Origin of the sequence: Phaeovulum veldkampii DSM 11550, assembly GCF_003034995.1 — a bacterium.
Lineage (GTDB): Bacteria > Pseudomonadota > Alphaproteobacteria > Rhodobacterales > Rhodobacteraceae > Phaeovulum > Phaeovulum veldkampii.
This window is the reverse complement of the sequence record NZ_PZKF01000006.1, coordinates 95416-117955: the sequence shown is the minus strand read 5'-3', so window position 1 is coordinate 117955 and position 22540 is coordinate 95416. Positions and strand designations below refer to the sequence as shown.

The following is a 22540-nucleotide window of genomic DNA, read 5'->3' as shown; positions in this document are numbered from 1 at the left end:
CTTACGATATATGATGGGCGTGGTAAATGGATTGCTGACCCTATTGGACCGGTTGTCGGCCACCGAAGGGGTGATCTTGGTCGCCGCCACGAATAACGTTGAGCGGGTCGACACGGCAGTCGTTCGCGCTGGCCGGTACGACCGGCACATTCGCGTCAACCCGCCGGACCGAGGCGGCGTGCGGACCTTCCTCTCGTCGGCACTCGCAGGAACGATCACGGAAGATCATCTGGATCGCCTGGCGGACCAGATGATGGGGCGGACCGGGGCGGAACTCACCGCGCTCGTGCGGGACGCTCGAACCCGGGCCCGGTCGGAGGGCAAGCCCTTCTCCGCGGAGCACGTTCAGGCGGCGGCGGATGCCTTCCAGCCACCACTCGCACCCGATCTCATGTGGCGTATCAGCGTCCACGAAGCCGGGCATCTCGTGGCCGGGGCCGTGTTCGGGCTGCCCGCCGCCACCTCGGCGCGCGTGACCCCGACCGGAGGTGAGGTGGTGCGACCGGCCATCCCCAGCCTGACGCGCGACAGCCTGCGCGCATTCCTGTGCGCAGTTCTTTCGGGGCGCGCCGCCGAGGAGGTTGTGCTGGGGGATATTTCAAGCGGTGGTGGAACCGGGACGTCCAGTGACCTAGCGCACGCTACCAAGCTCGCCTTGGAGGCCGAGTGTGGCTTGGGTTTCGGCCCAACGCTGACTTGGGTTCCGCCGGAAACACCGTATTCGCTTATCCCGGAACCAATGCGCCAGAGGATCGAAGCCTCGCTTCAGGCGGCGCAGACCGAGGCGCGTGCCGCGATGGACCGGCACCGGACCACGATCGAGCGGATTGCGGCGGTCCTGTCCGAGCGGCGGGAACTGGATACGGCCCAGATCGCCGAACTGCTGACGGAGATCCCGGTGGAACCCGTCAGCACTGACGCCTCGGTACCGGCCGGGACGGAGTGAGTATAACGATCGGCCGCAAGGGCGCGCGCCCTGCGGCCCGGGATAACATTTGGCTCCGGTACCGGAGGATAGATCGATGAAGATCAAAATACGCCCGAGGCTAGACACCAAATTGGTCGCCGAAGCCCGCGCCCTCGGGCTCGACATATCCCGGATCGTGGAGAAGGCCTTGATCCGGGAAACCGCGGCGGAACTCATCCGGCGGCAGACGGGCCAAGCTGGGGACCGCGAGGGCGGCGACGACCCGGGCGATCACGAACTAGGCGGGCCATGAACGGGGACCTGAACAGAACCCCTGGCCGCCGCGCGGTGAGCGTCGCGGCCAGGCGTCTTGATCGACAAGGAAGGGATCACCGTTTGCTATCCGGGGTCCTATGAACTGGCTTCCATGTATTGCCGGGTTTTGTGGTTGGAGGGAGCCGGGTATTGTCGGCCACCGTTGAGAAGTTTGGTTTTTCGCCGCCACGCGGCCCAACCTCTTGATAGATACCACCATTGGAACCAGTGCTTGAACCAGGTTTCTTCGCCATTAGATCTCACCTCCTTTCAGGCGCTGTAGCGCTATCGGACAGATGGTGAACACAAGATTAATTTTCAAGATATGGTGATCATTTCAAGCAAGCATACCATTAGGTGTGATGCCTGATTGGTTCGACCTACGGTTCAGATCGGTCGTTTCTCTGCAAGTATCTCCGCACCGGTTTTTGCCTGCTCTAGCAGAGGGAAACAAACACCCGGTTTCGAAAATCCTTCGACATTATTGTTTCATCAAAGCGGATGGAAAAATCTTGACCTAGCGCCCGCTTCCCCTCCCTGTTTAACCGCGCAACGATTATTCTCAGTTCACGGTCATCCCGGGCATTCTTGAGGTAGTTTGTAATATCTGCGGTTGTTGATTCATTCGTTAGCGCTGGATGGGCTGTGGCCATTGCATGCACTCCATATGGTATGTTTATCAATTTGATATCACAAAATGTAGTGTTCATCAAGCATAAACAGCGAGCGGATATTGACCCCGCATCCCGCACGCGCAACAAAGCTTTCGGTCGGTCGGTCGAAGCGGAGACAGACTAGCCTATCGACCAGCCCATCTATATCTGTGGCTCGTTCGGGGAGTTGGATCATCAAATCAAACTCGAATTCCTCTAAAGCTGACATCGACTCACCCGTTTCCCCCTGTGAAATGACCTGCACCCGCAGGAAATGGTCTCCGGTATCGGACCGGTGTAAAGCCGATACCGCCTTTCCTTTCACGGCTTCCCGCGCTTAACCTGATCACATGATCCGGTTTCGCGAAATCCCTGATGACGACCCTATCCTGGACGGCTCACCCGTCCTACGCGTTCTTGATTTCCTGAAGGCCCAGTTCGACCGGGACCCCAAAGGCATCCCCCTGACGAAATCCGGGGCGTTCAGGCGCGCGATGGTTGCCGAAGCGATCACCACGATCCGGTTCCCCGACTATACTGAGCGGGAGATCTATCACTCGTTCAACATAATCCGGGTCGCGGATGAACACCATTTCGAGCCGCTCTGGATCCTGCATTCGGTTCTGCGCGAAATGCGCCTCGTGCGGCCCTATCTCGGGCATCTGCGCCTGACGAAGGCGGGGAAAGACCTATTTTCGGGCCGGTTCCGCTCCTTTGATCCCACATTCCCCAAGTAGCTCGCTGATTTCGCTGTCGTGATCGTGTTATTTCCGTTATAAAACATGTTGTTGACTGCTGTGAGGGGCGCGTTTCATGGATCACCCAGAGGGTGCGGGCTTGCAGCGGGCAGATCGGGTCGAGTTCGACCCTCGTGTACGGCTGGAATTTCGCGGCACGCAGCTCAGTTCCGACGGCGGCCTCCTGGTGATGCGCGAGATGGATGACGCGCTCGGGCTGTCCGATCTGGCGGCAACAGCACTACGCGACACCCGGCGCGGCAAGAACACGATCCATCGTCTTGACGGGTTGTTCCGGCAGTCAGTGTTCGGGCGACTGGCCGGATATGAGGACGTCAACGACGCCGACCGGCTGGCCCTCGATCCCGTCATGCGCCAGGTCGTGGGCGGCCGTGCCGTTGATGCGCAAGCGGCCTCGGCCTCGCAGATGGGACGGTTCGAGACCGAGACACTGGCACAGCCCGAGAACCGGGCGGCGCTGGCCGACCTGAACGGGCAATGGATCGACCGGTTTCATGACCGCAACGGGCTGAAGTTCATCGTGCTGGACATGGACAGCTCGGTCAGCCCGACCCATGGCGATCAGGAAGGAGCGGCCTGGAATGGCCACTTCGACTGCACCTGCTACCACCCCAACTTCCTGTTCAACCAGTTCGGCATGTTGGAACGCTGCGCACTGCGCAATGGCAACGTCCACAGCGCAGACGGCTGGCGGGACGTCCTTGATCCGGTGATCGCCCGATATGCCACGCGGGACATCCTGCGGTTCTTCCGCGCCGACGCCGCCTACGCGATCCCCGCGATCTATGCGCGGCTGGAAAAGGCGCAGTATTTCTACGCCATCCGGCTGCCCGCAAACGCGGTGCTCAAGGACAAGATCGCGCATCGGCTGACGCGCCCTGTCGGGCGGCCGTCGCTGACCAAGGTCAAGCGGTTCTACGAGGACTTCGACTATCAGGCGGCATCATGGGACAAGCCGCGCCGCGTGGTCGCGAAGATCGAATGGCATCCGGGCGAGCTGTTCCCGCGCGTCGGCTTCATCGTCACCAACCTGCCGATGGACCCGGACTGGATCGTGCGGTTCTATAACCAGCGCGGCACCGCCGAGCAGCACATCAAGGAAGGCAAATACGCCTTCCGCTGGACACGGCTGTCGTGCCGGAAGTTCCGCGACAACGAGGTGCGGCTGCAACTGCACGCGTTGGCCTACAACCTGGCCACCTTCCTGCGCTGCATCGAACTGCCCGAGGCCATGGCCGACTGGTCGTTGACCAGCCTGCAACTGAAGCTGATCAAGATCGGGGCGCGTGTCGTCCGCCACGCCCGCGCCATCACCTTCCAGCTGGCCGAGGTGGCCGTCACCGGCCCGATGGTGCGTGCCATCCTCGCCGCCATCCGCCAATTGCGAGCGCCTCCGTCATGCGCATGACAGCGATCCACGCCCGAACTGAACGAAAACGGCAGGACAGCTCTGCCCGCTGCGCTGAAAAACACCACCGCCGGGACACAACACGGCGGCTTCGCGGTCTGATCAGCCCTGTTCCCGCGCCTTGCGCGCCCGACAGCGCCGCTCGGGACGGAAAATGCTTGTCCAGCGGTCGGATTCAGGCGATCTTCACGTCAGACGACATGCCACTTGGGGAATGTCGGTTCAGAAGGCTTAAGTCAGACAAGATGCACGGTGTTCACCGGTTTTTAAGCCCGGTCGAAGAATGTTGTGGTGTCAATTGTCTGGGTGGTCTCCTTGTCCGATCCGAAGCCTTTTCAAACGGGCCCGTCACTCGCCGCGGCGCACGCGGCGCATCGGCGGGTGCTGGTGGTCGATGACAGCAGGATGCAGCGGCGCATCCTTTCGGCGCAGCTTTCCCGTTCGGGCTACGAGGTTCTCGAGGCTGGGAGCGGCGAAGAGGCGTTGGAAATCTGTGCCCAGACAGAGCCCGATTTCGTGCTGTCGGATTGGCTGATGGACGGGATGACCGGTCTCGAATTCTGCCGCCGCTTTCGCCAGATGAGCCGCGAAAGCTATGGCTATTTCATCTTGCTCACCTCGAAATCGGAAAAGAACGACGTTGCCGAGGGGCTGCAAAACGGCGCCGACGATTTTCTGGCCAAGCCGGTGAATGGCGACGAATTGCGCGCAAGGCTGACGGCGGGGGCCCGGATCCTGACAATGGAACGCGCGATGCAGGAAAAGAACCGCCTGCTCACTTCGGCGCTGGGCGAGTTGCGCACGCTCTACGATTCGATCGACCGCGACCTTGTCGAGGCCCGCAAACTGCAACAAAGCCTTGTGAAAGAACGTTTCCGCAGCTTTGGCAATGCGCAGGTGTCGCTGATGTTGCGGCCATCGGGGCACGTCGGCGGCGATCTTGTGGGTTTCTTTCGCATCAGTTCCCGGCGCGTGGGGCTTTATGGCATCGACGTGTCGGGCCACGGCATCACCTCGGCGCTGATGACGGCACGGCTTGCGGGCTATCTTTCGGGCTCGTCGCCCGAGCAGAACATCGCGCTGGTGCAAAACGAACTCGGCTTTTTCGATGGGCGCGACCCGGCGGAATTGGCGCGCTATCTCAATGCGCTCGTGCTCGATGAAATGCAGACCGAAAGCTATTTCACGCTGATCTATGCCGATGTCGACCTGATCGCGGGAACGGTTGCGCTGGTGCAGGCGGGGCATCCGCATCCTGCGGTGCTGCGGGCCGATGGAAAGGTCGAGTTTTTCGGCAATGGCGGCATGCCGGTCGGTCTGCTCGCTGCCGCCACATACGAGACCGTGACCACCCGGCTTTTCCCCGGTGACAGGCTGTTTCTTGGCTCTGACGGCATCACCGAGATCGTGCTGCCCGATGGCCGGCAACTGGCCGAAGAGGGGCTGACAGAGATGCTTGCCGCGCTGAACGGGATGCGCGGCCAGGCATTGCTCGATGCGCTTTACTGGGAATTGCAGCGGCTGTCCGGCGAGGCCCTGGTCGACGATGTCTCGGCGGTGCTCTTTGAATTCGACGGCGCAAAGGAAAACGACGGTTAAGGCTCGCGCAGCGCTTCGCGCGACTTGTAGATCGGTTTCAGCAGATAGTGCAGAATGGTCTTTTCTCCGGTGTGCAGTTCCACCGTCGCCTGCATGCCGGGCCGAATTTCCAGGCTGCGCTGCCGTTCGGTCAGATGCAACAGGTCCACGCGCAGCGTCACCTTGTACCACGGCTCGGCCTCGGGCTGGCGTTCTTCCTTGAACGTATCGGCCGAGACGAAATGCACCGCGCCCTCGAGGCTGCCGTAAACGGTGTAGTCATAGGCCGAGAGCTTGATGGTTGCGGGCTGGCCCAGGGTCACGTTGGCAATGTCCTTCGGGGCAATCCGCGCGTCGATGAACAGTTCTTCGTCCAGCGGGATGATTTGCAGGATTTCCTCGCCCGGCCGCACCACACCGCCAATGGTGGTGACCGACAGCTTGTTCACCACCCCGCGCATGGGCGACAGGAGCATGGTGCGCGCCAACTGGTCTTCGGACAATTTCAACTGCTGGCGCAGCGTGCCCAGCTTGTCCTGCGCTTCGGAATATTCTGCCGCGCGCTCCAGTTCGGCCTTGGTGACGATGTCGTTGTACTGCGCCTCGGCATCGGAAAAGTTCTTGCGCGCCTTGGTCACCTCGATCAGCGGCGCAATGTCCTTTTCATACATGTTCTCCAGCAGGTCCCGCTCGGCGCGGGCCTGATGGAGCACGGCCTTCGCCCCCGCCTTGCGCGAAGTGAAATCGCTCAGCCGCGCCACCAGCAGCGCGGTTTCCGATTGCACGATCTCGGGCACAAGGCGTTCTTGTTCCTCGCTGGCCTCGAAGGCGTCCAGCCCGTTCATCTCGGCCTCAAGCCGCAACTGACGAATTTCCAACGCGGCAATCTGGGCGCGCAAATCATCGACCTGCGCCTTGTAAGACGTGTCGTGGAGCCGCCCCAGAACCGTGCCGGGCGCCACCTCGTCGCCTTCGGACACGTTCAACTCGGCCAGAATGCCGCCTTCGAGGTTCTGGATGATCTGCGGCTTCGACGACGAAACGATTTCCCCCGGCCCCCGCACGATCTGATCGACCGAGGCGATGGCGGCCCAGCCAAGAAACACCACGATGGTCAGCGCGACGAGCCAGATGGTCAGGCTCATCCGGCGCGCGGCGAGGTGCACGGCGCTGGGGTCGACCGTGGTCATGCCTGCCCCCCGTCCTGGATTTGGTCAGATGCGCCAGCACCGCATCGCGCGGCCCATCCACCGCCATGCGCCCGTTTTGCAAGATCAACGTGCGCGCCGTCAGCGCCAGGATCGGCACCCGATGCGTGGCAATGATCGCGGTGCGACCCGCAAGCCAGGTATCCAGCCGACTGACCAGCGTGGTTTCAAGCGTGGTATCCAGCGCCGCGGTCGGCTCGTCGAGAATCACCACCGAGGGGTCTTGCAGCCACAGCCGCGCCCAGCCGATCGACTGGCGCTGCCCCACCGAAAGCCCCTCGCCGCCATCGCGGATCTCGAGGTCGAGCCCCTTGGGATGGCCGCGCAGAAACGGCCCAAGCCCGGCAAAATCAAGCGCCTTGTAAAGCCGCTCTTCGTCGCGCTCCAGTTGCGTCAGGTTGAGGTTGTCGCGCAGCGTACCCGAGAACAGCCGCACATCCTGGGAAAGATAGCCCACCGAACGGCGCAGATCGCGCGGATGCAACTGGCCGATGTCGACCCCATCAAGCAGGATGCGCCCGCCCGAGGGTTCGTACAGGCCCGCCAGCAGCTTGAGCAGCGTCGATTTGCCCGACCCGTTCGCGCCCAGCACGGCAACGCGCTGCCCGGCCGGAATGCGCAGCGCGGGAATGTCGACGGTGCTTGCCCCTTCGGGATCGTACTTGAACTCGAGGCCGCGCAGTTCGAACTCGCCCTCGATCGCCTCCGCCCGCAAGTAACTGCGGCTGGTCGCCTGCACCTGATCGGCCCCGGCAATCGCATCCAGCCCATCCAGCGCGGCCTTCACATTCGCCCAGCGCGCCAAGGTGCCCGCCAGTTGCGTCAGCGGTGCCAGGGTGCGCGAGGTGAGGATGCCGATGGCGATGATCGCGCCCACCGTGAATTCCCCCGCAAACACCATGTAGGTGCCCACCATCACCGCCGAAAGGTAGGTGCCCTGCTGCACCATCTGCGCCCAGTAGGTCAGCGCCGAGGAAATCTTGCGGCTTTCGGAGGATTTGACCGCCGAAAGCGTGGTAAGTTCTTCCCAGATCCGCTTGAACCGGTCGCTGCCGCGCTGGGTGGCGACGGTTTCATGTTCATAGATCGCCTCGTGCAACAGTTTGGCCGCCCGTGCCGAGGCGCCCTGTGTCGATTTGGTGATCTGCATCATCTTCTTTTGCATGAAGAAGCCCGGTGCGACCATCAGCACCGCGCCCAGCGCCAGCACCCACACCAGGTTGCCGCCGATGCTGGCCACGAGCGCCAGAAAGATGAAGATGAAGGGAATATCGGCCAAGGTGCCAATGGTCGAGGCGGTGAAGAACTCCCGCACCGAGGAAAACTCGCGCATTGCCGAGAACAACTGGCTGGGCGAGCGACGGCCCGGTGCGGCTTTCATGCCCAGAAGGCGGTCCATCAGCAGGCTCTGCACGGTCATCTCGATCTTGCGGCCGGCAAGATCCATCAGCCCCGAGCGCGCCAGTTTCAGCGCCATCTCCAGCATCAGCGCCAGCATCGCGCCCAAGGCCAGCACCCAAAGCGTCGCCTCGGATTTGTGCGGAATGACCCGGTCGTAGACCTGCATCGAGAACATCGCGACCGAGACGGCAAGGATATTGGCAAAAAGCGAGCCGACGGCCACCTCGACAAAGGCGCGGCGTTGCGCCCGGAACGCCCCCCAGAACCAGTGTTCCGGCGTGGTGTCGGGGGCGTGGCGTTGTTCAAGCTGGCGCAGCGACGTGCGGGCCCGGATGATCCGCCCCGAGAAGAACGGCGCAAAATCGGCCAGCGGCACTTCGGCGCGCTGATCGGCGCAGGTCTTGTCATAGAGAAACAGCGTTTCGCGGTCCTGCGCGATCACCAGCACCAGTTGGCCCAAGGTCATCTGCGCCAGCGCTGGCCATTGCCCGGGCGAGAGGCGGTCGATGTCTTCGACGGTGGCGGTCATGCCGGCCACCCGCAAGACGGCGGCGACATGGTCGGGCTGCACCTCGTCGCTGGTCGCCCCCGTCACCGCGGCAGTGGCCTCGCCCACCGCCAGCAGCATCTGTTCGAGGATGTCGGCCGCGGGCACCTGCGCGCCCAGAAGCCCGGCATAGGCGGCGGCAAGTTCGGCCCGGGCTTTGGCGCGTTTCGGGGCGCGCGGCGCGGTGGCATGCGCGGGCACAGGTTTTGGCATGGCCCCATCTGCCGCCCCGCTGACACGGCCCGCGTTGATGTCGAACGCTATGAAGCGGTCAGCCAAAACCTACTACACCTTGTCAGATACTGCTTCCGTCCACCAATATCCCGTGTTGACGCGCGATTTCCAGCTTAATCAGCGCGATGTCGTATTTCAGCCCGGCCTGGGCGCGGGCCATCTGCGCATAGCTCTCGTACTGGCTCACCAACTCCATCAAGGTTCGGCGGCCCATGCGATACTGCTCGGTGAACATCTCAAGGCTTGCGCCGCTTTGCGCCACCACCGCACCATCCCGCGCGGCCTTGGCCTCCAGCGCCGAAAGCTTCGCGCGCAACGAGGCGACTTCCTGGGCATCGTCCTGCCGGGCCTTGTCGATCCGGGCCTTTGCCGCCTCGTTCGAAGCCTCGAGCGCGGCCAGCGTGTCGGCGGTGCCAAAGCCAAGCATCTGCTCCACCCCCAGCGTCAGCCCGATGTCGGGGCCGCCCTTGCCGGTGCTGGCCTGCGCCGCAAGCTTTGGCAGATGCCCTGCCCGCGCCATCTTGGCCTCGGCCGCAATGCGCCCCGCCTCGGCCTGCGCCTTCGCCACGCCAAGCGCATCGGGCAGCGCGTCGGGCAGGGCCAGATCGCTCAACCCCGAGATCGCCTCGACCGGCTTTGCCGTCATCGCCTGCAACTGCGCCATCGCGGTGGCAGAGGCATCGCGGTCTGCCTGTGCCGTGGCGCGTATTTCGGCGAGCTTTTGCGCCAACACCCGCGCCTCGGACCCATCCGACAATCCGCCTTCCACGCGCTGGCGCATGATGTGGTCGTACTCGCCGATCCTTGCCGCAGAACGCTCCGCCACAGCGGCCTGTTCGGCGGCCTTGCGCGCGGTGATATAGGCCTTGAGCCCCTCGGCCACGGTGTCGTTCATCTCGGCGGAAAGGCTTGCCGCAGCCACCTCGACATCGGCGGCGGCATAATCGCGTTCGGCCCGCTTGGTACCATTGTCCCACAGCACCTGCTCGACCAGAATGCGCGCTGCAAGCTCGCCCAGCGAGGTCAGGCTGAGGCTTGGCCCCACCTGCGGCAGCCAGTTCTTCGATTTCGCCTGCGCACTCAACCGCGCCACCCGCAACTCGGCCTTGGCAGAGCCCTTGGCATCGACCAGAACCGAATGCGCCACCTGCGCATAGGGCCCCGATGCAGGCAGCGCCGAGACCCGACCGCTCAGCCCCGCGATGATCTGCGAGGTTTGCGCCGTGGTGCCGGGCCTGCCCGGAACGATGCCGCTTGTCGAAGGGTTGAAGGGAAACGGCGTTCCCTGCATGCATCCGCTCAGCCCGGCCGCGACCAGGGCCGCCGCCGATATCCGGGCCATCATCGAGGCCCGGAGAAGCGGCTTTGCGCTGCTTTTCCGGGTCATCACGCCCCCCGTCAGATGGTGAGGTGGGTGATTTGGTCGTCGATGATCAGGCTCGCCCCATCGTCGCCCAAGGTATAGACGCTGTAGGTGTGCCCGCCGATCACGGTGTTCTGGCCGCTGTCCTCGGCCCCCAGCGCCGTCACATGATCGGCCGAGTCGCCCTGAATGACCAAGGCATGATCGGGCCCGGTCAGCGCCACCAGCTGCGCTTCGGTGATCGTCAGTTGCGCCTCGGGCGCAAAGGTGAGGTCGATGGTGCCAAAGTCGAAATCGCCCAACCCGCTGCGCGCCAGATCGACGGTGACCGCAGACGTGTTGTCGACCACGAGCAGTGTCGAGGTTTCGTTGCCAGCGGTGTCGTGATCGCTCACCACGAGGTAAGAGCCGTTCGGCACCGAGGAATAGAAATCGTAGGTGCCGTAACCGCCATGGGTGCTGACCGAGGCGTCGTTTGGCACGCCGGTCACCCTGCCCGCCGCATCGACCGCCGCGATTTCATAGGTGTTCTCGCCCAGATCGGTGCGAATGCCCAGAAGCGACCCGGCATCGCGGGTGAAGGCGATGATGTCGGGGCTTTCGGGGGCGACAAGATCGTAGCCGAAGCTGCCGCTGGCGGTGGCGGAGTTGCCCACCGGGTCGGTCGCCGCGATCTGATAGCCCATCGTGCCGCTGCCCGTGGTGCCAAGATCGTCGGAGTGGAACATCACCGACCATTGCCCGTTGGCTCCGGCAGTCACCGTTTCCACCGCGCCGCTGGCCAAGGTGACCGCAACACGCGACCCCGGCTCGACCGCGCCGGAGATGACGAACCCGTCCGCCCCCTCTTGCGCGTTCACGATGCCATCGCCCGCAACCGTGGCATTGGGCGCGAAGTTGCGCACCACCGGGTCGAAGTCGATGCTGCTGGTCTGCGTGGCGGTGTTGCCGTTCACGTCGGTCGCGCGCACCGTCAGCGTGACGTTGTCGGTTTCAACCGCGGGCAGTTGCGCCGCCGGGATGGTGGCTGTCCAGCTTCCGTTGCCAAGATTGATCGCCGGGATCACGCTCCCCGAAGCCAGTTGCACGGTGACCGTCGCGCCCGGCTCGACCGTGCCGGTGACCACAAGGCCGCCTGCGGCCTCGCGGGCGTTGACGATGTCATCGGCCACGATGGCATTCGCGGTGGGCGAGGTGTGGGTAAAGTTCTGCACCTCGGTATCGACGTTGATCGTATGGCTTGCCGTGGCCACGTTGCCCGCGATGTCGGTTGCGGTCACGGTGGCGGTGGAGCTGTAGGTGCCGGTGCGCACCTCGCTTGCCGCGAAGCTGGCCGACCAATGGCCGTCGGCACCCGCCGTCACCGTATGGCTGCCCTGCTCGAAGGCAACCACCACCGTCGCGCCCGGTTCGGCGGTCCCGGTCAGCACGAGGCCCGCGGAGCGTTCGGCGGCGTTGAGCAGATTGTTGCCACCCGCCTGGGCACTGTCAAAGCTCACCGAGGTGTCGGTGTCAAAGCTGATTGCGCGCGTTGCCGAGGCGGTGTTGCCGTTGGCATCGGTGGCGGTGACCGTTGCGGTGTGAACGCCCGTTGCAAGCGCCACGTCCTGCAAGGCGATGCTCCATGTGCCATCGGCCGCCGGCGTGGCGGAATAACTGGTGCCGCCAAGCTCGATCCGCACCGAAACCGAGCCCGGCTCGGAGGTGCCCGACAGCGCAAAGCCCGTTTGCGCCTCATCGGCGTTGACGATGTTGTCACCCGTCACCGAAGCCGAAGAAAACGCCACCGAGGCCTCGGTATCGACCACCAGCGTGTCGTTGAGCGTGGTCACGTTGCCAACCGCATCGGTGGCTGTGACCGTCATCGCCTCGCTGTAGGTTCCCGCCGGCATCTGCTCGGTGGTGAAGGTCACCGACCACGACCCATCGGCCGCCACAGTGGTGGCTTGCGCGTGCCCGGCCACCGCCACAACAATCGCCGCGCCTGCCTCGCCGGTGCCGCGAACGGTGATACCGTCTTGATATTCCGAAAGGTTTTCAACGTCTCCGGTTGAAAGCGCCCCTTCCGTGATGACCACTGCGGGCGGCGTCATGTCGATGAGGAAATCGGGGCCGTCGAGGGTGTATTCGGTGCCATCGGGGGCCGTCACATCGACCGTCGAGGTCAGGTCGCCATCCGAGGGGAAGGTGTCGTCTTCGAAGGTCACCGACCAGGTGCCATCCTCGTCGATGGTGGTCTCGAGCGTTTGATCGCCCAGGACAACCTCGACCGTCGAGCCGGGTTCGCCGGTGCCCGAAACGGTGGCTGCGGGATCTTCGGTGTTGGTCGTCAGCGTCGTTTGCGCATCGGGGGTATCCACCGTCGGAACGATCGGATCGACCTCGCCGCCACCGGGCGTGGTGTCGTCGCCGCCACCCTTGGAACCGCCGCCGCCAAGACCCAGCAGACCAAGCCCGGCCAAGCCCGCGCCCGCCGCGCCAAGCCCGCCCATGCCCAGCATCGCTGGCGCAAACATGGCCATTCCCGTCGTGTCGTCGCCTGCCGGAGAAAGAATCTCATCGCCGCCCAGGAAGGCAAGCTGATCGTTCGGGCTCCATTTGCCGATCACTTCGACTTGCCCGTAATCGGCATAGATCACCCCGTTGCCGCCGTCTTCCAGCGTGACCGGGGTCAGTTCGCCATCCGAGGAGATATAGAGCCTTGCATGGGCATCATAATAGCCCGACAGCGTGATGGTGCGGCCATCGGCCAGCATGATCTGGAGATCATCTCCCTCACGCATATACTTGAAAATACTTGTTTTCCTCAGGTTGAGGGAGACTTCGTCCCCTGCTCCGACCTGAATGAAATCACTTGCGCCTTCACCCGTAACGAGCCCGCGCGTGATGCCGCCCATGGAATCCCGGACGGCAAAGTCCACCGACTTTACCATATTACTGCTCCGCCTCGATTGGTTCCAGCTCTTGTGGCCAGATGGTCTACTGCTATCCTTCAGATTATAACAAAACCAGCCCTAAGGCTAGTGATTTGTTGCACTTATTGGTAAAAATACGGGTGAGTGGTCTATATCTTGATGGCCACAGGCGTCGCATCAGCGCAGTTGGCGCAAGATCAGCCCCAGAAAATGCCGATCCCCCGCATTCGCAAGCAAGCGCATCGCGTCGGCGCCGGTCACCCAACAGGCTTCGTGCCCGGCCTCGCTCGGGGGGGAAAGCCGCAGCGCCGGCCGCGCAAGATAGATGTGGCAGATCTTTTCCGCCCAGCGATCGTATTCGGGCATGTAGGTAAAGCGCCGATAGGCCCCCAACCGCCGCGCCGCCGTGATGCTCCAGCCGGTTTCTTCGAAAACCTCGCGGTGGAGCGCCGTCAACGGCCCCTCGCCCGGGTCGATGCCGCCCCCAGGAAGCTGAAATTCGGGCGTCGGTTCGGCCTGATGGGTGATCAGGAACTGCCCGCCGCGCACCAGCACCGCATAGGCGCCCGGACGTGGCCGGTAATGCTGCCCCCGCACCAACCTCTCACCGAAACGTCGCATTTTCGTCTCCTGGCCCCTTGGGGGAACGGTTGCCCCCACTATATTGGCACGGTATGCCAGCCCAAGGGCTGATCGAAAACCCCCGGGATCCAGATGACCACGCTTTCGCAACTCGCCTGGGACGATACCGTCCTGCCATTCCAGCTTGACCGCACCGATGTGCGCGGTCGCATCGCGCGCCTTGATGGCGTGCTTGCGGATGTGCTGCAACAGCACCGATACCCCGCCATCGTCGAAGGGTTGGTGGCAGAGATCGCATTGCTCACCGCCCTGATCGGGCAAACGATGAAGCTGCGCTGGAAACTGTCGTTGCAGGTGCGCGGCAAGGGGCCGATCCGGATTCTGGCCGCCGATTACTATGCGCCCGCGCAAGATGGCGCCCCGGCGCGGGTCCGGGCCTAGGCCAGCTATGACGCCGAACGCCTTGACGAGAAAGCCGATCCCTTCGGCCAGATCGGCGAGGGGTATCTTGCGGTGATGATCGATCAGGGCGAGGGGACCCTGCCCTATCAGGGTTTCACGCCCTTGGCGGGAGGCACGCTTGCCACCTGCGCCGAGGCCTATTTTGCCAAGTCCGAGCAATTGCCGACACGGTTCCAGCTTGCCTATGGCCGTTCAAGCGAACCCGGTCAGGCGGCGCGATGGCGGGCGGGTGGCGTGATGCTGCAAATGATGCCGACCGCGCCCGATGCGCCGCTCGAGGGTGTGGGCGGGGGTTTGGCCGGGGGTTTGGCCGGGGCGGGGCCGGCGCGGCATGCCGGCATTCTCGCGGGGGAAACGGACGAAGACTGGACCCGGGTGAACGTGCTGCTCGACACCGTCGAGGAAATGGAACTGACCGGCCCCTCGGTTGGGCTGACGACCCTGTTGCTGCGTCTCTTCAACGAAGAATTGCCACGCGTGTTCGATCCGCAAAAGGTGGAGTTCGGCTGCACCTGTTCCGAGGATCGCGTCCGCACCAGCCTGTCGATCTATTCGGCGCGCGACATCGGCCATATGACCACCCCCGAGGGTACGGTGACCGCCGATTGCCAGTTTTGCGGCGCGCATTACGTGTTCGATCCGCTGACGCTTGGCTTTGAGGCGCGCAAGGCCCCCGACGGCAGCCCGAAAGGGGCAACCGATGCCTGAAGGTTTCGCCCCTCTGCTTGCCGCCTTGGCAAGACCGGGGCGGCCCTCGTCGGATTACGACCTCAACCCGGAAATGCCGCCGCCCGAAAACCGCGTGCTGCGGCCGGCAGGGGTGCTGATGGCGTTCGAGGCAACGCCCGGGGGCCTTCGGCTTTACCTGACAAAACGCGCCTCGCACCTGCGCCATCATCCGGGGCAGATCGCCTTGCCGGGCGGAAAGGTCGACCCGGGCGAGGATGGCTCGATTGCGGCGGCGCTGCGCGAAGCCGAGGAAGAAATCGGCCTGCCGCGCGGCAACGTTCAGGTATTGGGTGCCCTGGCGCCGCACGAGACGGTGACGGGTTTCCTCGTCACCCCGGTTCTGGCCCGGGTTACCGCGCCGTTCACGCCCCGCCCCGAACGTGGCGAGGTGGACGAGGTGTTCACCGTTCCCTTCGCGCATATCGCCACTGGCGCCAGTTTTCGCATCGAACAGCGGCGCTGGCGCGGCCGGATGCGGGCCTATTACGTCGCCCCCTATGGGCCCTATTACATCTGGGGCGCCACCGCCCGCATGCTGCGCGCTGTAGAGCGTCAACCTCCTTGTCCTGCGCCGACAACCAAGTTGGCCGGTTCTGACCGCTGCGATCGGATTGGTTAGGTTGTTGTGTCCTCCATGATGTTGTCGGTGGTTTTGGCTTCGAGGTTGTCGCTGGAGGTTGTTGCTCCGGCGTCAAGATTGGCTGATCGCCGTCCGGCCGCGGCACGCCTGCGATAGCTGTCGCCGTTCATCTCGAGGATGGTGGCGTGGTGAACGAGGCGGTCGATCGCGGCGACGGTTACAGCCTGGTCGGGGAAGATCTTGTCCCAGGCGCTGAAGGGCTGGTTGGCCGCGATGGCGAGGCTTCTGGTCTCGTAGCGCCGGGCGATCAGTTCGAAGAGCACGGAGCTCTCGGCCTGATCCTTCTGGGCATAGGTGATGTCATCGAGGATGATGAGATCGAACTTGTCGAGCTTGGCGAGGGCGGCCTCGAGGGCGAGGTCGCGGCGGGCGGCCTGGAGCTTCTGCACCATGTCGGTCGTGCTGGTGTAGAGGACGCGCCTGCCGGCTTCGACAAGGGCATGCCCGATGGCACACAGGACGTGAGTTTTGCCCGTTGATGCGGTCACCCGGACGCTCCTGTTCACTGCGGATGAATTCCGTCACCCTCGAAAAAACCGCAATCTCCTCGGAAACTGGGATGTCTGGTTGAACGTGATTGACTATGAAGCCCGGGGCGGGATCACCGCGCGGGCGCTGACCGAGGTTTTCTACGGTCCATCGGATCCGGGACAGGTTTACGATCCCCGGGTGGGGGACCTGTATGGCGGGATTCTCAAACCGCTGGTCTGGTCCGGGCTTTTATCCGAGGACATGACGGGTGGCCGGAAGATCGCCGACCGGGTCTATGATCACGCCGCTCTGGGCCCGTTACCTCGCGCTGGACCCGAAACCACCCCGGCTCCGGGTCGTGAAATAGCCTCCGGACCGGAAACGGGAAGGAGGTTGCGTCGTGAGAAATTCGCGAAAAATCCGATAACCCCTGATCATCGAACGGGACATCCGGATTCATAGTCTTCGGACAGTTTCATTCGGAAGAATGTTTTTTCTTAGTTCTCTGATGAAACTTGACTGCCTTTCCGCAACCCCAGTGGTCACCCTGTCAGAGCGGGAACGCTCGGTCCCATTCTCCGGGGTCTAGTGCCTGGCGGATTATGTCTTCCTCGCGCAGGAGGCGATGGGCGAGGTAAAGCCCCGCGATGGCCACCCGGTTCTGGGGTATGATGGCCCTTATATCCCGAGCAACCTTCAGCGCCCGGACGGGGGTGCCGGACCTCGCGGCGCTCGATAACTTCGGGGTCGGTGAGGGGGGGGACGGATTTTGGCGGGGATGACGCGTAACTGGGCTGATCCGGACCCCCGATCAGTGTGATCGTCCAGATTGTCCAGATGGAAGCACCGTCCGCTAGGGCGGTGTTGTCATTTCCTAGGGTAATGTCCCCCGGCCCGGGCGGCCGGGTATCCCTGTGTAAAGATGGTCCCAGATACGGAACAGGTAAGCGCTGTTCCCGGAGTCGGGTCTGCGCGCATAGCTCGGAGATTTCGTGCCGCGCGGGGGACAGGGTATTCACATCGGGAGGGATACGTCTTCCGGGTATGAGTAGAGTAAATTATGGGTTCAGTTGGGCTGGCCTTATGTTACCTTTTGGACCAGATTCACCCCTAGGGCTCGGGCTGTAGGGACAGGGGCGGTTGGGATCGAAGTAGGGAACCTCGGGGAATTTGGGTCCCACGGTCAGATCGCGAAGTCAGAACAATGATCGGTGGTTCAGCGGCGGGCGAGATGAAAGGAGCCCACAGCCGACGGCCAGAGGCTTTCCGAACTCTAGGGAGAAGTGCCGTCGTTCCACTCCCAATAAAGCAGCAAGTCACTGGACATGACCTTCTTGGTCGTGAAGAATGACACACTTACCACGCCGTTATCGACGCCGGTCTCAGGAACCCAACGGTTCATTTCAAGGTCATGCTTTGCTAGGTGATCTGGCAATCTTTCGACTTGTGCTGACCAAGGATTCGGGCCGCTCTCGGTCATTTCATATCGGCAATCGTTTGACAGAAGTCTAGCCCTCGCACTCCACCATGCGCCATGTCGCTTTGATTTAACCCGCAACACAGTTGCACTAACTGGCTCGAAGTTCCTAATGATAACAGTAACAGAGTGCCAGTCTGGGTATTCTTTGCACGGCGTCGAACTTGTTTCAAATACAAGCTGTTTACGCTTCATTCGAGCACTATCATTTAGCGCGATACGGCGAGCGTATATTAAACTGCCTACCGCTGTCACTGCACTCACCGCAGAAAGTAACAGGGCTACATCGGACTTATCCATAAAATGCCTTTGGTTTAAAAGAACCCAGAGCAGAAACCGTATCTTGGATGTTCTCACATTATAAAGAGGAACATCAACAGTAGCAGCAAAATAGATGCTGACGGAGCACCTATTATCTCCAGCGTTTTTTCTACTCTGCTTGCTTGTTAGTTTGATGATAGCTGGAATAGCCAACAGTGCCGAGCTGACCGACAAGCTCGAGGCTAGATTTATAAGCTGTATAGGCTACAGAGCGAGAAATCCGTGCTTCATATCGAGCAGACGAATTATATGGTATCTTTTCCAGCACAGGTTCCAGAACATCTAAGCCTCTGACTTGGCATTTAGTTTTCAACTCCTTGAATAACCCTACCAATCCATGGACATGAGGCGCTTTCTCGTGTGTGATTACCGCATAAAGTCCCTTCATGAATTTTTCAGTGACCTGATAAGATGAGTATAAGGATTGGCCGTAGTCAGGCCTCTGAGTGGTCAAATGCAACGTTGCTGCTGCCCAATCCGCTTCTGCTCTTGCGAACAGCGGATTATACTCCCTGAACCGTTTGAATGCGTCTCTTGCATTGTGCCCTAAGTTATATAACTCAACCACCTCATTGATGTCAGCGTGTGTGAAGCGGTCGAGCCGGGCTTGAGTAATGCCCGTCAAATGGGCACATGGGTTGTATATTTCTGGAGCGTTCTGACCTTTAGTTGTGGTGTCTGGCAATTCGCGGCTAGGAGCCACTAAGCCGCCAAAAATGATTGGCAGATTTCCTTCCCAAATATCGCCATCTGCAATGATCGCCACACGAGCATTTGCAGATGGATCAAATTTGAGGCGATCACCATATAACTCTCGATACCATGATGAGATTCTCTGTGTAATCAAATCAGGAAAGCTATCCTTTTCAGGATCGTGCTCGTTAAGGGGAATGAGCGGTAGTCTGGGAAGGGTCAAAGCACTTCCAACCTTCATAACAGCATGAATCGGCCGCGCATGTGGCGGCACACCTTCCGCCTGAAGTTCCCGATCCGCAGTTTCGATGATCTTGTCCAGATCCACCGGCAAAACACTCATACGTTGTCCCCGAACCCAAGTTAACATCATGCTACACGAGCGGCCGCTCTAGGGAAACAGTTCAAACTTTGCAAACCCCGCTTTCTGCGCACTGCCGACAGTCAGATCATTCTAAGTTGCACTTGCACCGAACGGCCGCAAGGTCCGCAAAGCGGTCGCCCAAGTCCCGATAGACCTAAAATCCATCACATGATCCGGACCCGGTTCCGCTAGAAAATTTCGAAGTCGACAGTGGGGCAGAGGTATTTCGACGGGGATGACGCGTCAGCGGGCTGATACGGTCCCCGGATCGGTGTGCACTTCCAGATTTCGAGATGGTCCTTTCACCAGGCGCGCTTGTCTAGGCCCCGTTTCCAGGCGCCGGGCCGGCAGAAGGCGTGGGCCGTCCCCGGTGCGGTGCTGGTCAAGTGGAACACCGGGAATGAGCTCAGGCATCGTCCTTTCCGAAACCGCTTGATTTCAGGGTAGCGCCAGACCTCATCGGCCTGAATGAATCGGATCAAGCGGAACGAAAAGGACCGTCAGATCAGAGCGCTCCGCCCGAAACCAGCCTCATCTGGCAGGCCCTATCAGTTCCAGCGGCGGCCCAGTTAGGCCGCCGCCCGTTCATAGGAAAATCAAATGGTTGCGCGGGGGTGGAAGAAAAAGACTGGTAAGGTGGAACCATTTTTGCCCGGAATGGCAAAAAATTCCGGGATTTTTCAAGAAAAACCGCGGATACCCCTCAGCCGCATTTCGAATGGCCGCAGTCGGCGCAGGTCATGCAGCCTTCGACCATCCGCATCGCATAGGCGCCGCACGACGGGCAGGCCGGGGCGCGGGGAATGTCGCCCATGGCCATTGCGTGGGGGTCGGTCTTCAGCCCCTGCCCCTCGCCCGCGATGAAGCCGGTGGTGACAAGGTGCCGCTCGATCACGCCACCGATCGCAGCCAGAATCGACGGGATATAGCGGCCCTCGATCCACGCCCCGCCGCGGGGGTCAAAGACCGCCTTCAGTTCCTCGACCACAAAGCTGACATCGCCACCGCGGCGGAACACGGCTGACACCATCCGCGTCAGCGCCACCGTCCAGGCGAAATGTTCCATGTTCTTGGAGTTGATGAACACCTCGAACGGGCGGCGGTGGCCACCCTGCACAATGTCATTGATGGTAATGTAGATTGCGTGTTCCGACCCTGGCCATTTCAGCTTGTAGGTCGCACCCTCCAGCGCCGCGGGGCGGTCGAGCGGCTCGGTCAGATAGACGACCTCGGCGCCCTTGTCCTGTTCGGGGGCCTTTTCGGTGGTTTCCGAGACGGTCAGCACCGACCCCGTCACCGCATTGGGCCGGTAGGTGGTGCAGCCCTTGCAGCCAGTATCATAGGCGGCAAGGTAAACCTCCTGAAAGTCATCAAAACTGATGTCTTCGGGGCAGTTGATCGTTTTGGAGATCGACGAGTCCACCCATTTCTGGGCTGCCGCCTGCATCCGCACATGGTCGAGCGGGGCCAGCGTCTGGGCGTTGACGAAATAATCCGGCAAAGGCGCCTCGCCGAAGCGGTCGCGCCACATCTGCACGGCGTAATCCACCACCTCTTCCTCGCTGCGCGAGCCGTCGGGTTGCAGCACCTTGCGCCTGTAGGCATAGGCAAAGACCGGCTCGATCCCCGAAGAGACGTTGCCCGCATACAGGCTGATCGTGCCGGTGGGCGCCACGCTGGTCAGGTGGCTGTTGCGGATGCCGTGGGTGCGGATCGCCTCGCGCACATCGGCATCCATCGTCTGCATGAAGCCGGTGGCCAGATATTTTTCGGCCTCAAACAGCGGGAACGGCCCCTTTTCACGCGCAAGATCGACCGAGGCCAGATAGGCCGCGCGGGCGATCTGTTTCATCCAGGCCTCTGTCTGGGCGGCGGCATGGGCATCACCATAGCGCAGCCCCAGCATCAACAGCGCATCGGCCAGCCCGGTAACACCCAGGCCGATGCGACGCTTGGCCCGCGCCTCGGCCTCTTGCTGCGGCAGCGGGAAGCGGCTGGCATCCACCACGTTATCCATCATCCGCACGGCCAGCCGCACCAGATCATCCAGTGCCGCAGGATCAAGCGCCGCGTCGGGGGTGAAGGGCGCCGTGACCAGCCGCGCCAGGTTCACAGACCCCAGCAGGCAGGCGCCATAGGGCGGCAGGGGCTGTTCGCCGCAGGGGTTGGTGGCCGCGATCTGTTCGCAGTAACCGAGGTTGTTCATCGCATTGATGCGGTCGATAAAGATCACGCCGGGTTCGGCATAATCATAGGTGGCACGCATGATCTTGTTCCACAGATCGCGCGCCTGGACCGTGTGATAGACGCGGCCTCCAAAGGTCAGCTCCCACGGGCCATCGGCCTTGACCGCGGCCATGAACGGATCGGTCACCAGAACCGACAGGTTGAACATGCGCAGTCGCGCGGCATCCTGTTTGGCGGCGATGAAGGCTTCGATATCGGGGTGGTCGCAGCGCATCGTGGCCATCATCGCGCCCCGGCGCGAGCCCGCCGACATGATCGTGCGGCACATCGCATCCCACACATCCATGAACGACAGCGGCCCCGAGGCATCTGCCGCCACGCCCTTCACCTCGGCCCCGCGCGGGCGGATCGTGGAAAAGTCATAGCCGATGCCGCCGCCCTGCTGCATGGTCAGCGCGGCCTCTTTCAGCATGTCAAAGATGCCGCCCATGCTGTCGGGGATCGTGCCCATGACAAAACAGTTGAACAGCGTCACCGACCGCGCCGTGCCCGCCCCCGCGGTGATCCGGCCTGCGGGCAGGAACTTGAAATCCTCCAGCGCGGAATAGAACCGCCCTTCCCACAGCGCGGAATCGGCCTCAACCTCGGCCAGCGCGCGGGCGATCCGGCGCCAACTATCTTCGACGGTGGCATCCACAGCCACGCCATCGGCGGCCTTGAGCCGGTATTTCATATCCCAGATCTGTTCGGCAATCGGGGCGGCAAAGCGGCTCATCTGGTCCTCGTGCGGTCTGGGAAAGGGCGGTCAAGATACCGGCCCCCGCCGCTCTGGTCAATCGCCCGAGGCGCAGTATATAGATCACAACGGAGGGTGCTGTGGCCGATCTAGTTCATATCATAAAGTTATGTGTCGGAGCAGAAGGCCCAGAGGATCTGCTGGCCTGGCAGCGCAGCCATTTTGGCGCGCGCCCGCCCGTGCATGTCACGCGGATGTGGCCCAAGCGCGCCGACGACGTGCTGGCGGGCGGATCGCTCTATTGGGTGTTCAAGGGCATGGTGCTGGGGCGCCAGCGCATCACTGCGCTGGAACAGGTCACGGGCGGCGACGGGATCAGCCGCTGCGCCATCGTGCTTGACCCCGAACTGATCCGCACCGAACCCCTGCCCCGCCGCCCGTTTCAGGGCTGGCGCTATCTTGCCCCCGCCGACGCGCCGCGCGATCTGCTGCCGGGGCGCGAACGCGAAGATCCCTTGCCACGCGACCTGCTGGCGGCGCTGGCCGAAATCGGCCTGCGCTGAGGCGAGGCCAAGGTGTTGCGCGAATGCT

General features: G+C 62.3%; 16 protein-coding genes and 2 pseudogenes. 9 read left to right on the top strand and 9 right to left on the bottom strand.

The genetic code is table 11. The features are described from left to right. Nucleotides 1–946 (top strand): AAA family ATPase (locus C5F46_RS04260; RefSeq protein WP_210202994.1); only part of this gene is annotated, 946 nt, incomplete at its 5' end. A 76-nt stretch (nucleotides 947–1022) separates the two neighbouring features. Continuing rightward, nucleotides 1023–1220: a type II toxin-antitoxin system CcdA family antitoxin gene (locus C5F46_RS04255; protein ID WP_107324110.1), complete on the top strand. Its 198-nt coding sequence runs from the start codon at nucleotides 1023–1025 to the stop codon at nucleotides 1218–1220. A gap of 692 nt (nucleotides 1221–1912) precedes the next feature. Here the strand turns inward: C5F46_RS04255 and C5F46_RS04245 are convergent. Then, nucleotides 1913–2200 carry a hypothetical protein gene (locus tag C5F46_RS04245; protein WP_133618379.1) on the bottom strand — a complete coding sequence of 96 codons (288 nt, stop codon included), beginning with the start codon at nucleotides 2198–2200 and terminating at the stop codon, nucleotides 1913–1915. 25 nt (nucleotides 2201–2225) lie between these two features. Here C5F46_RS04245 and C5F46_RS04240 point away from each other — a divergent pair, with 25 nt between their 5' ends. From C5F46_RS04240 to C5F46_RS04230, 3 genes are all read left to right on the top strand, one after another. Next, nucleotides 2226–2612 (top strand): hypothetical protein, encoded by a 387-nt coding sequence (locus C5F46_RS04240; protein ID WP_107324107.1) that lies wholly within the window; start codon nucleotides 2226–2228, stop codon nucleotides 2610–2612. Nucleotides 2613–2688: 76 nt separating this feature from the next. Then, nucleotides 2689–4041 carry an IS1380 family transposase gene (locus C5F46_RS04235; protein ID WP_107324106.1) on the top strand — a complete coding sequence of 451 codons (1353 nt, stop codon included), beginning with the start codon at nucleotides 2689–2691 and terminating at the stop codon, nucleotides 4039–4041. Between the two features lie 288 nt (nucleotides 4042–4329). Beyond that, complete coding sequence (locus C5F46_RS04230; RefSeq protein ID WP_412779344.1) at nucleotides 4330–5640, top strand: PP2C family protein-serine/threonine phosphatase; 1311 nt, start codon at nucleotides 4330–4332, stop codon at nucleotides 5638–5640. Here the strand turns inward: C5F46_RS04230 and C5F46_RS04225 are convergent. From C5F46_RS04225 to C5F46_RS04205, 5 genes and pseudogenes are all read right to left on the bottom strand, one after another. Continuing rightward, nucleotides 5637–6809: an HlyD family type I secretion periplasmic adaptor subunit gene (locus tag C5F46_RS04225; RefSeq protein WP_107324105.1), complete on the bottom strand. Its 1173-nt coding sequence runs from the start codon at nucleotides 6807–6809 to the stop codon at nucleotides 5637–5639. The two genes, C5F46_RS04230 and C5F46_RS04225, sit on opposite strands and share 4 nt — an antisense overlap. A gap of 4 nt (nucleotides 6810–6813) precedes the next feature. Then, nucleotides 6814–8988 (bottom strand): annotated as a pseudogene (locus C5F46_RS04220) (ATP-binding cassette domain-containing protein); the annotation flags it as partial. Between the two features lie 82 nt (nucleotides 8989–9070). Continuing rightward, nucleotides 9071–10396 carry a TolC family protein gene (locus tag C5F46_RS04215; RefSeq protein WP_107324104.1) on the bottom strand — a complete coding sequence of 442 codons (1326 nt, stop codon included), beginning with the start codon at nucleotides 10394–10396 and terminating at the stop codon, nucleotides 9071–9073. A gap of 11 nt (nucleotides 10397–10407) precedes the next feature. Further along, entirely contained in the window at nucleotides 10408–13155 is a 2748-nt protein-coding gene (locus C5F46_RS04210) for an Ig-like domain-containing protein (RefSeq protein ID WP_107324103.1), read from the bottom strand. A 309-nt stretch (nucleotides 13156–13464) separates the two neighbouring features. Next, complete coding sequence (locus tag C5F46_RS04205; protein WP_107324102.1) at nucleotides 13465–13908, bottom strand: NUDIX hydrolase; 444 nt, start codon at nucleotides 13906–13908, stop codon at nucleotides 13465–13467. Between the two features lie 93 nt (nucleotides 13909–14001). On the opposite strand from C5F46_RS04205, the pseudogene hslO reads away from it, so the two are divergent. Next, a pseudogene (gene hslO, locus C5F46_RS04200) lies at nucleotides 14002–15039 on the top strand (Hsp33 family molecular chaperone HslO). Next, entirely contained in the window at nucleotides 15032–15679 is a 648-nt protein-coding gene (locus C5F46_RS04195) for an NUDIX hydrolase (RefSeq protein ID WP_107324101.1), read from the top strand. The pseudogene hslO and the gene C5F46_RS04195 overlap by 8 nt, the downstream one beginning before the upstream one ends. Here the strand turns inward: C5F46_RS04195 and C5F46_RS04190 are convergent. Further along, entirely contained in the window at nucleotides 15676–16188 is a 513-nt protein-coding gene (locus tag C5F46_RS04190) for an ATP-binding protein (protein ID WP_328588553.1), read from the bottom strand. The two genes, C5F46_RS04195 and C5F46_RS04190, sit on opposite strands and share 4 nt — an antisense overlap. On the opposite strand from C5F46_RS04190, the gene C5F46_RS16420 reads away from it, so the two are divergent. Next, nucleotides 16169–16633, top strand: coding sequence for a hypothetical protein (locus C5F46_RS16420; RefSeq protein WP_133618382.1), 465 nt, complete (start codon nucleotides 16169–16171; stop codon nucleotides 16631–16633). The two genes, C5F46_RS04190 and C5F46_RS16420, sit on opposite strands and share 20 nt — an antisense overlap. Before the next feature lie 1445 nt (nucleotides 16634–18078). On the opposite strand, the gene C5F46_RS04185 is transcribed toward C5F46_RS16420, so the two are convergent. Together C5F46_RS04185 and C5F46_RS04180 are read right to left on the bottom strand one after the other, a co-directional pair. After that, nucleotides 18079–19005 carry a HEPN domain-containing protein gene (locus C5F46_RS04185; protein WP_168796824.1) on the bottom strand — a complete coding sequence of 309 codons (927 nt, stop codon included), beginning with the start codon at nucleotides 19003–19005 and terminating at the stop codon, nucleotides 18079–18081. A 724-nt stretch (nucleotides 19006–19729) separates the two neighbouring features. Continuing rightward, nucleotides 19730–21988: an adenosylcobalamin-dependent ribonucleoside-diphosphate reductase gene (locus C5F46_RS04180; protein ID WP_107324099.1), complete on the bottom strand. Its 2259-nt coding sequence runs from the start codon at nucleotides 21986–21988 to the stop codon at nucleotides 19730–19732. 101 nt (nucleotides 21989–22089) lie between these two features. On the opposite strand from C5F46_RS04180, the gene C5F46_RS04175 reads away from it, so the two are divergent. Next, nucleotides 22090–22512, top strand: a complete 423-nt coding sequence (locus C5F46_RS04175; RefSeq protein ID WP_107324098.1) for a DUF1489 family protein — start codon at nucleotides 22090–22092, stop codon at nucleotides 22510–22512. Nucleotides 22513–22540 lie beyond the last annotated feature (28 nt).

Coding starts and splice junctions, on each gene's coding strand:
- C5F46_RS04255 (WP_107324110.1), top strand. CDS start 1,023: ATGAAGATCAAAATACGCCCGAGGCTAGACACCAAATTGGTCGCCGAA.
- C5F46_RS04240 (WP_107324107.1), top strand. CDS start 2,226: ATGATCCGGTTTCGCGAAATCCCTGATGACGACCCTATCCTGGACGGC.
- C5F46_RS04235 (WP_107324106.1), top strand. CDS start 2,689: ATGGATCACCCAGAGGGTGCGGGCTTGCAGCGGGCAGATCGGGTCGAG.
- C5F46_RS04225 (WP_107324105.1), bottom strand. CDS start 6,809: ATGACCACGGTCGACCCCAGCGCCGTGCACCTCGCCGCGCGCCGGATG.
- C5F46_RS04215 (WP_107324104.1), bottom strand. CDS start 10,396: ATGACCCGGAAAAGCAGCGCAAAGCCGCTTCTCCGGGCCTCGATGATG.
- C5F46_RS04210 (WP_107324103.1), bottom strand. CDS start 13,155: ATGCGTGAGGGAGATGATCTCCAGATCATGCTGGCCGATGGCCGCACC.
- C5F46_RS04205 (WP_107324102.1), bottom strand. CDS start 13,908: ATGCGACGTTTCGGTGAGAGGTTGGTGCGGGGGCAGCATTACCGGCCA.
- C5F46_RS04195 (WP_107324101.1), top strand. CDS start 15,032: ATGCCTGAAGGTTTCGCCCCTCTGCTTGCCGCCTTGGCAAGACCGGGG.
- C5F46_RS04185 (WP_168796824.1), bottom strand. CDS start 19,005: ATGAGTGTTTTGCCGGTGGATCTGGACAAGATCATCGAAACTGCGGAT.
- C5F46_RS04180 (WP_107324099.1), bottom strand. CDS start 21,988: ATGAGCCGCTTTGCCGCCCCGATTGCCGAACAGATCTGGGATATGAAA.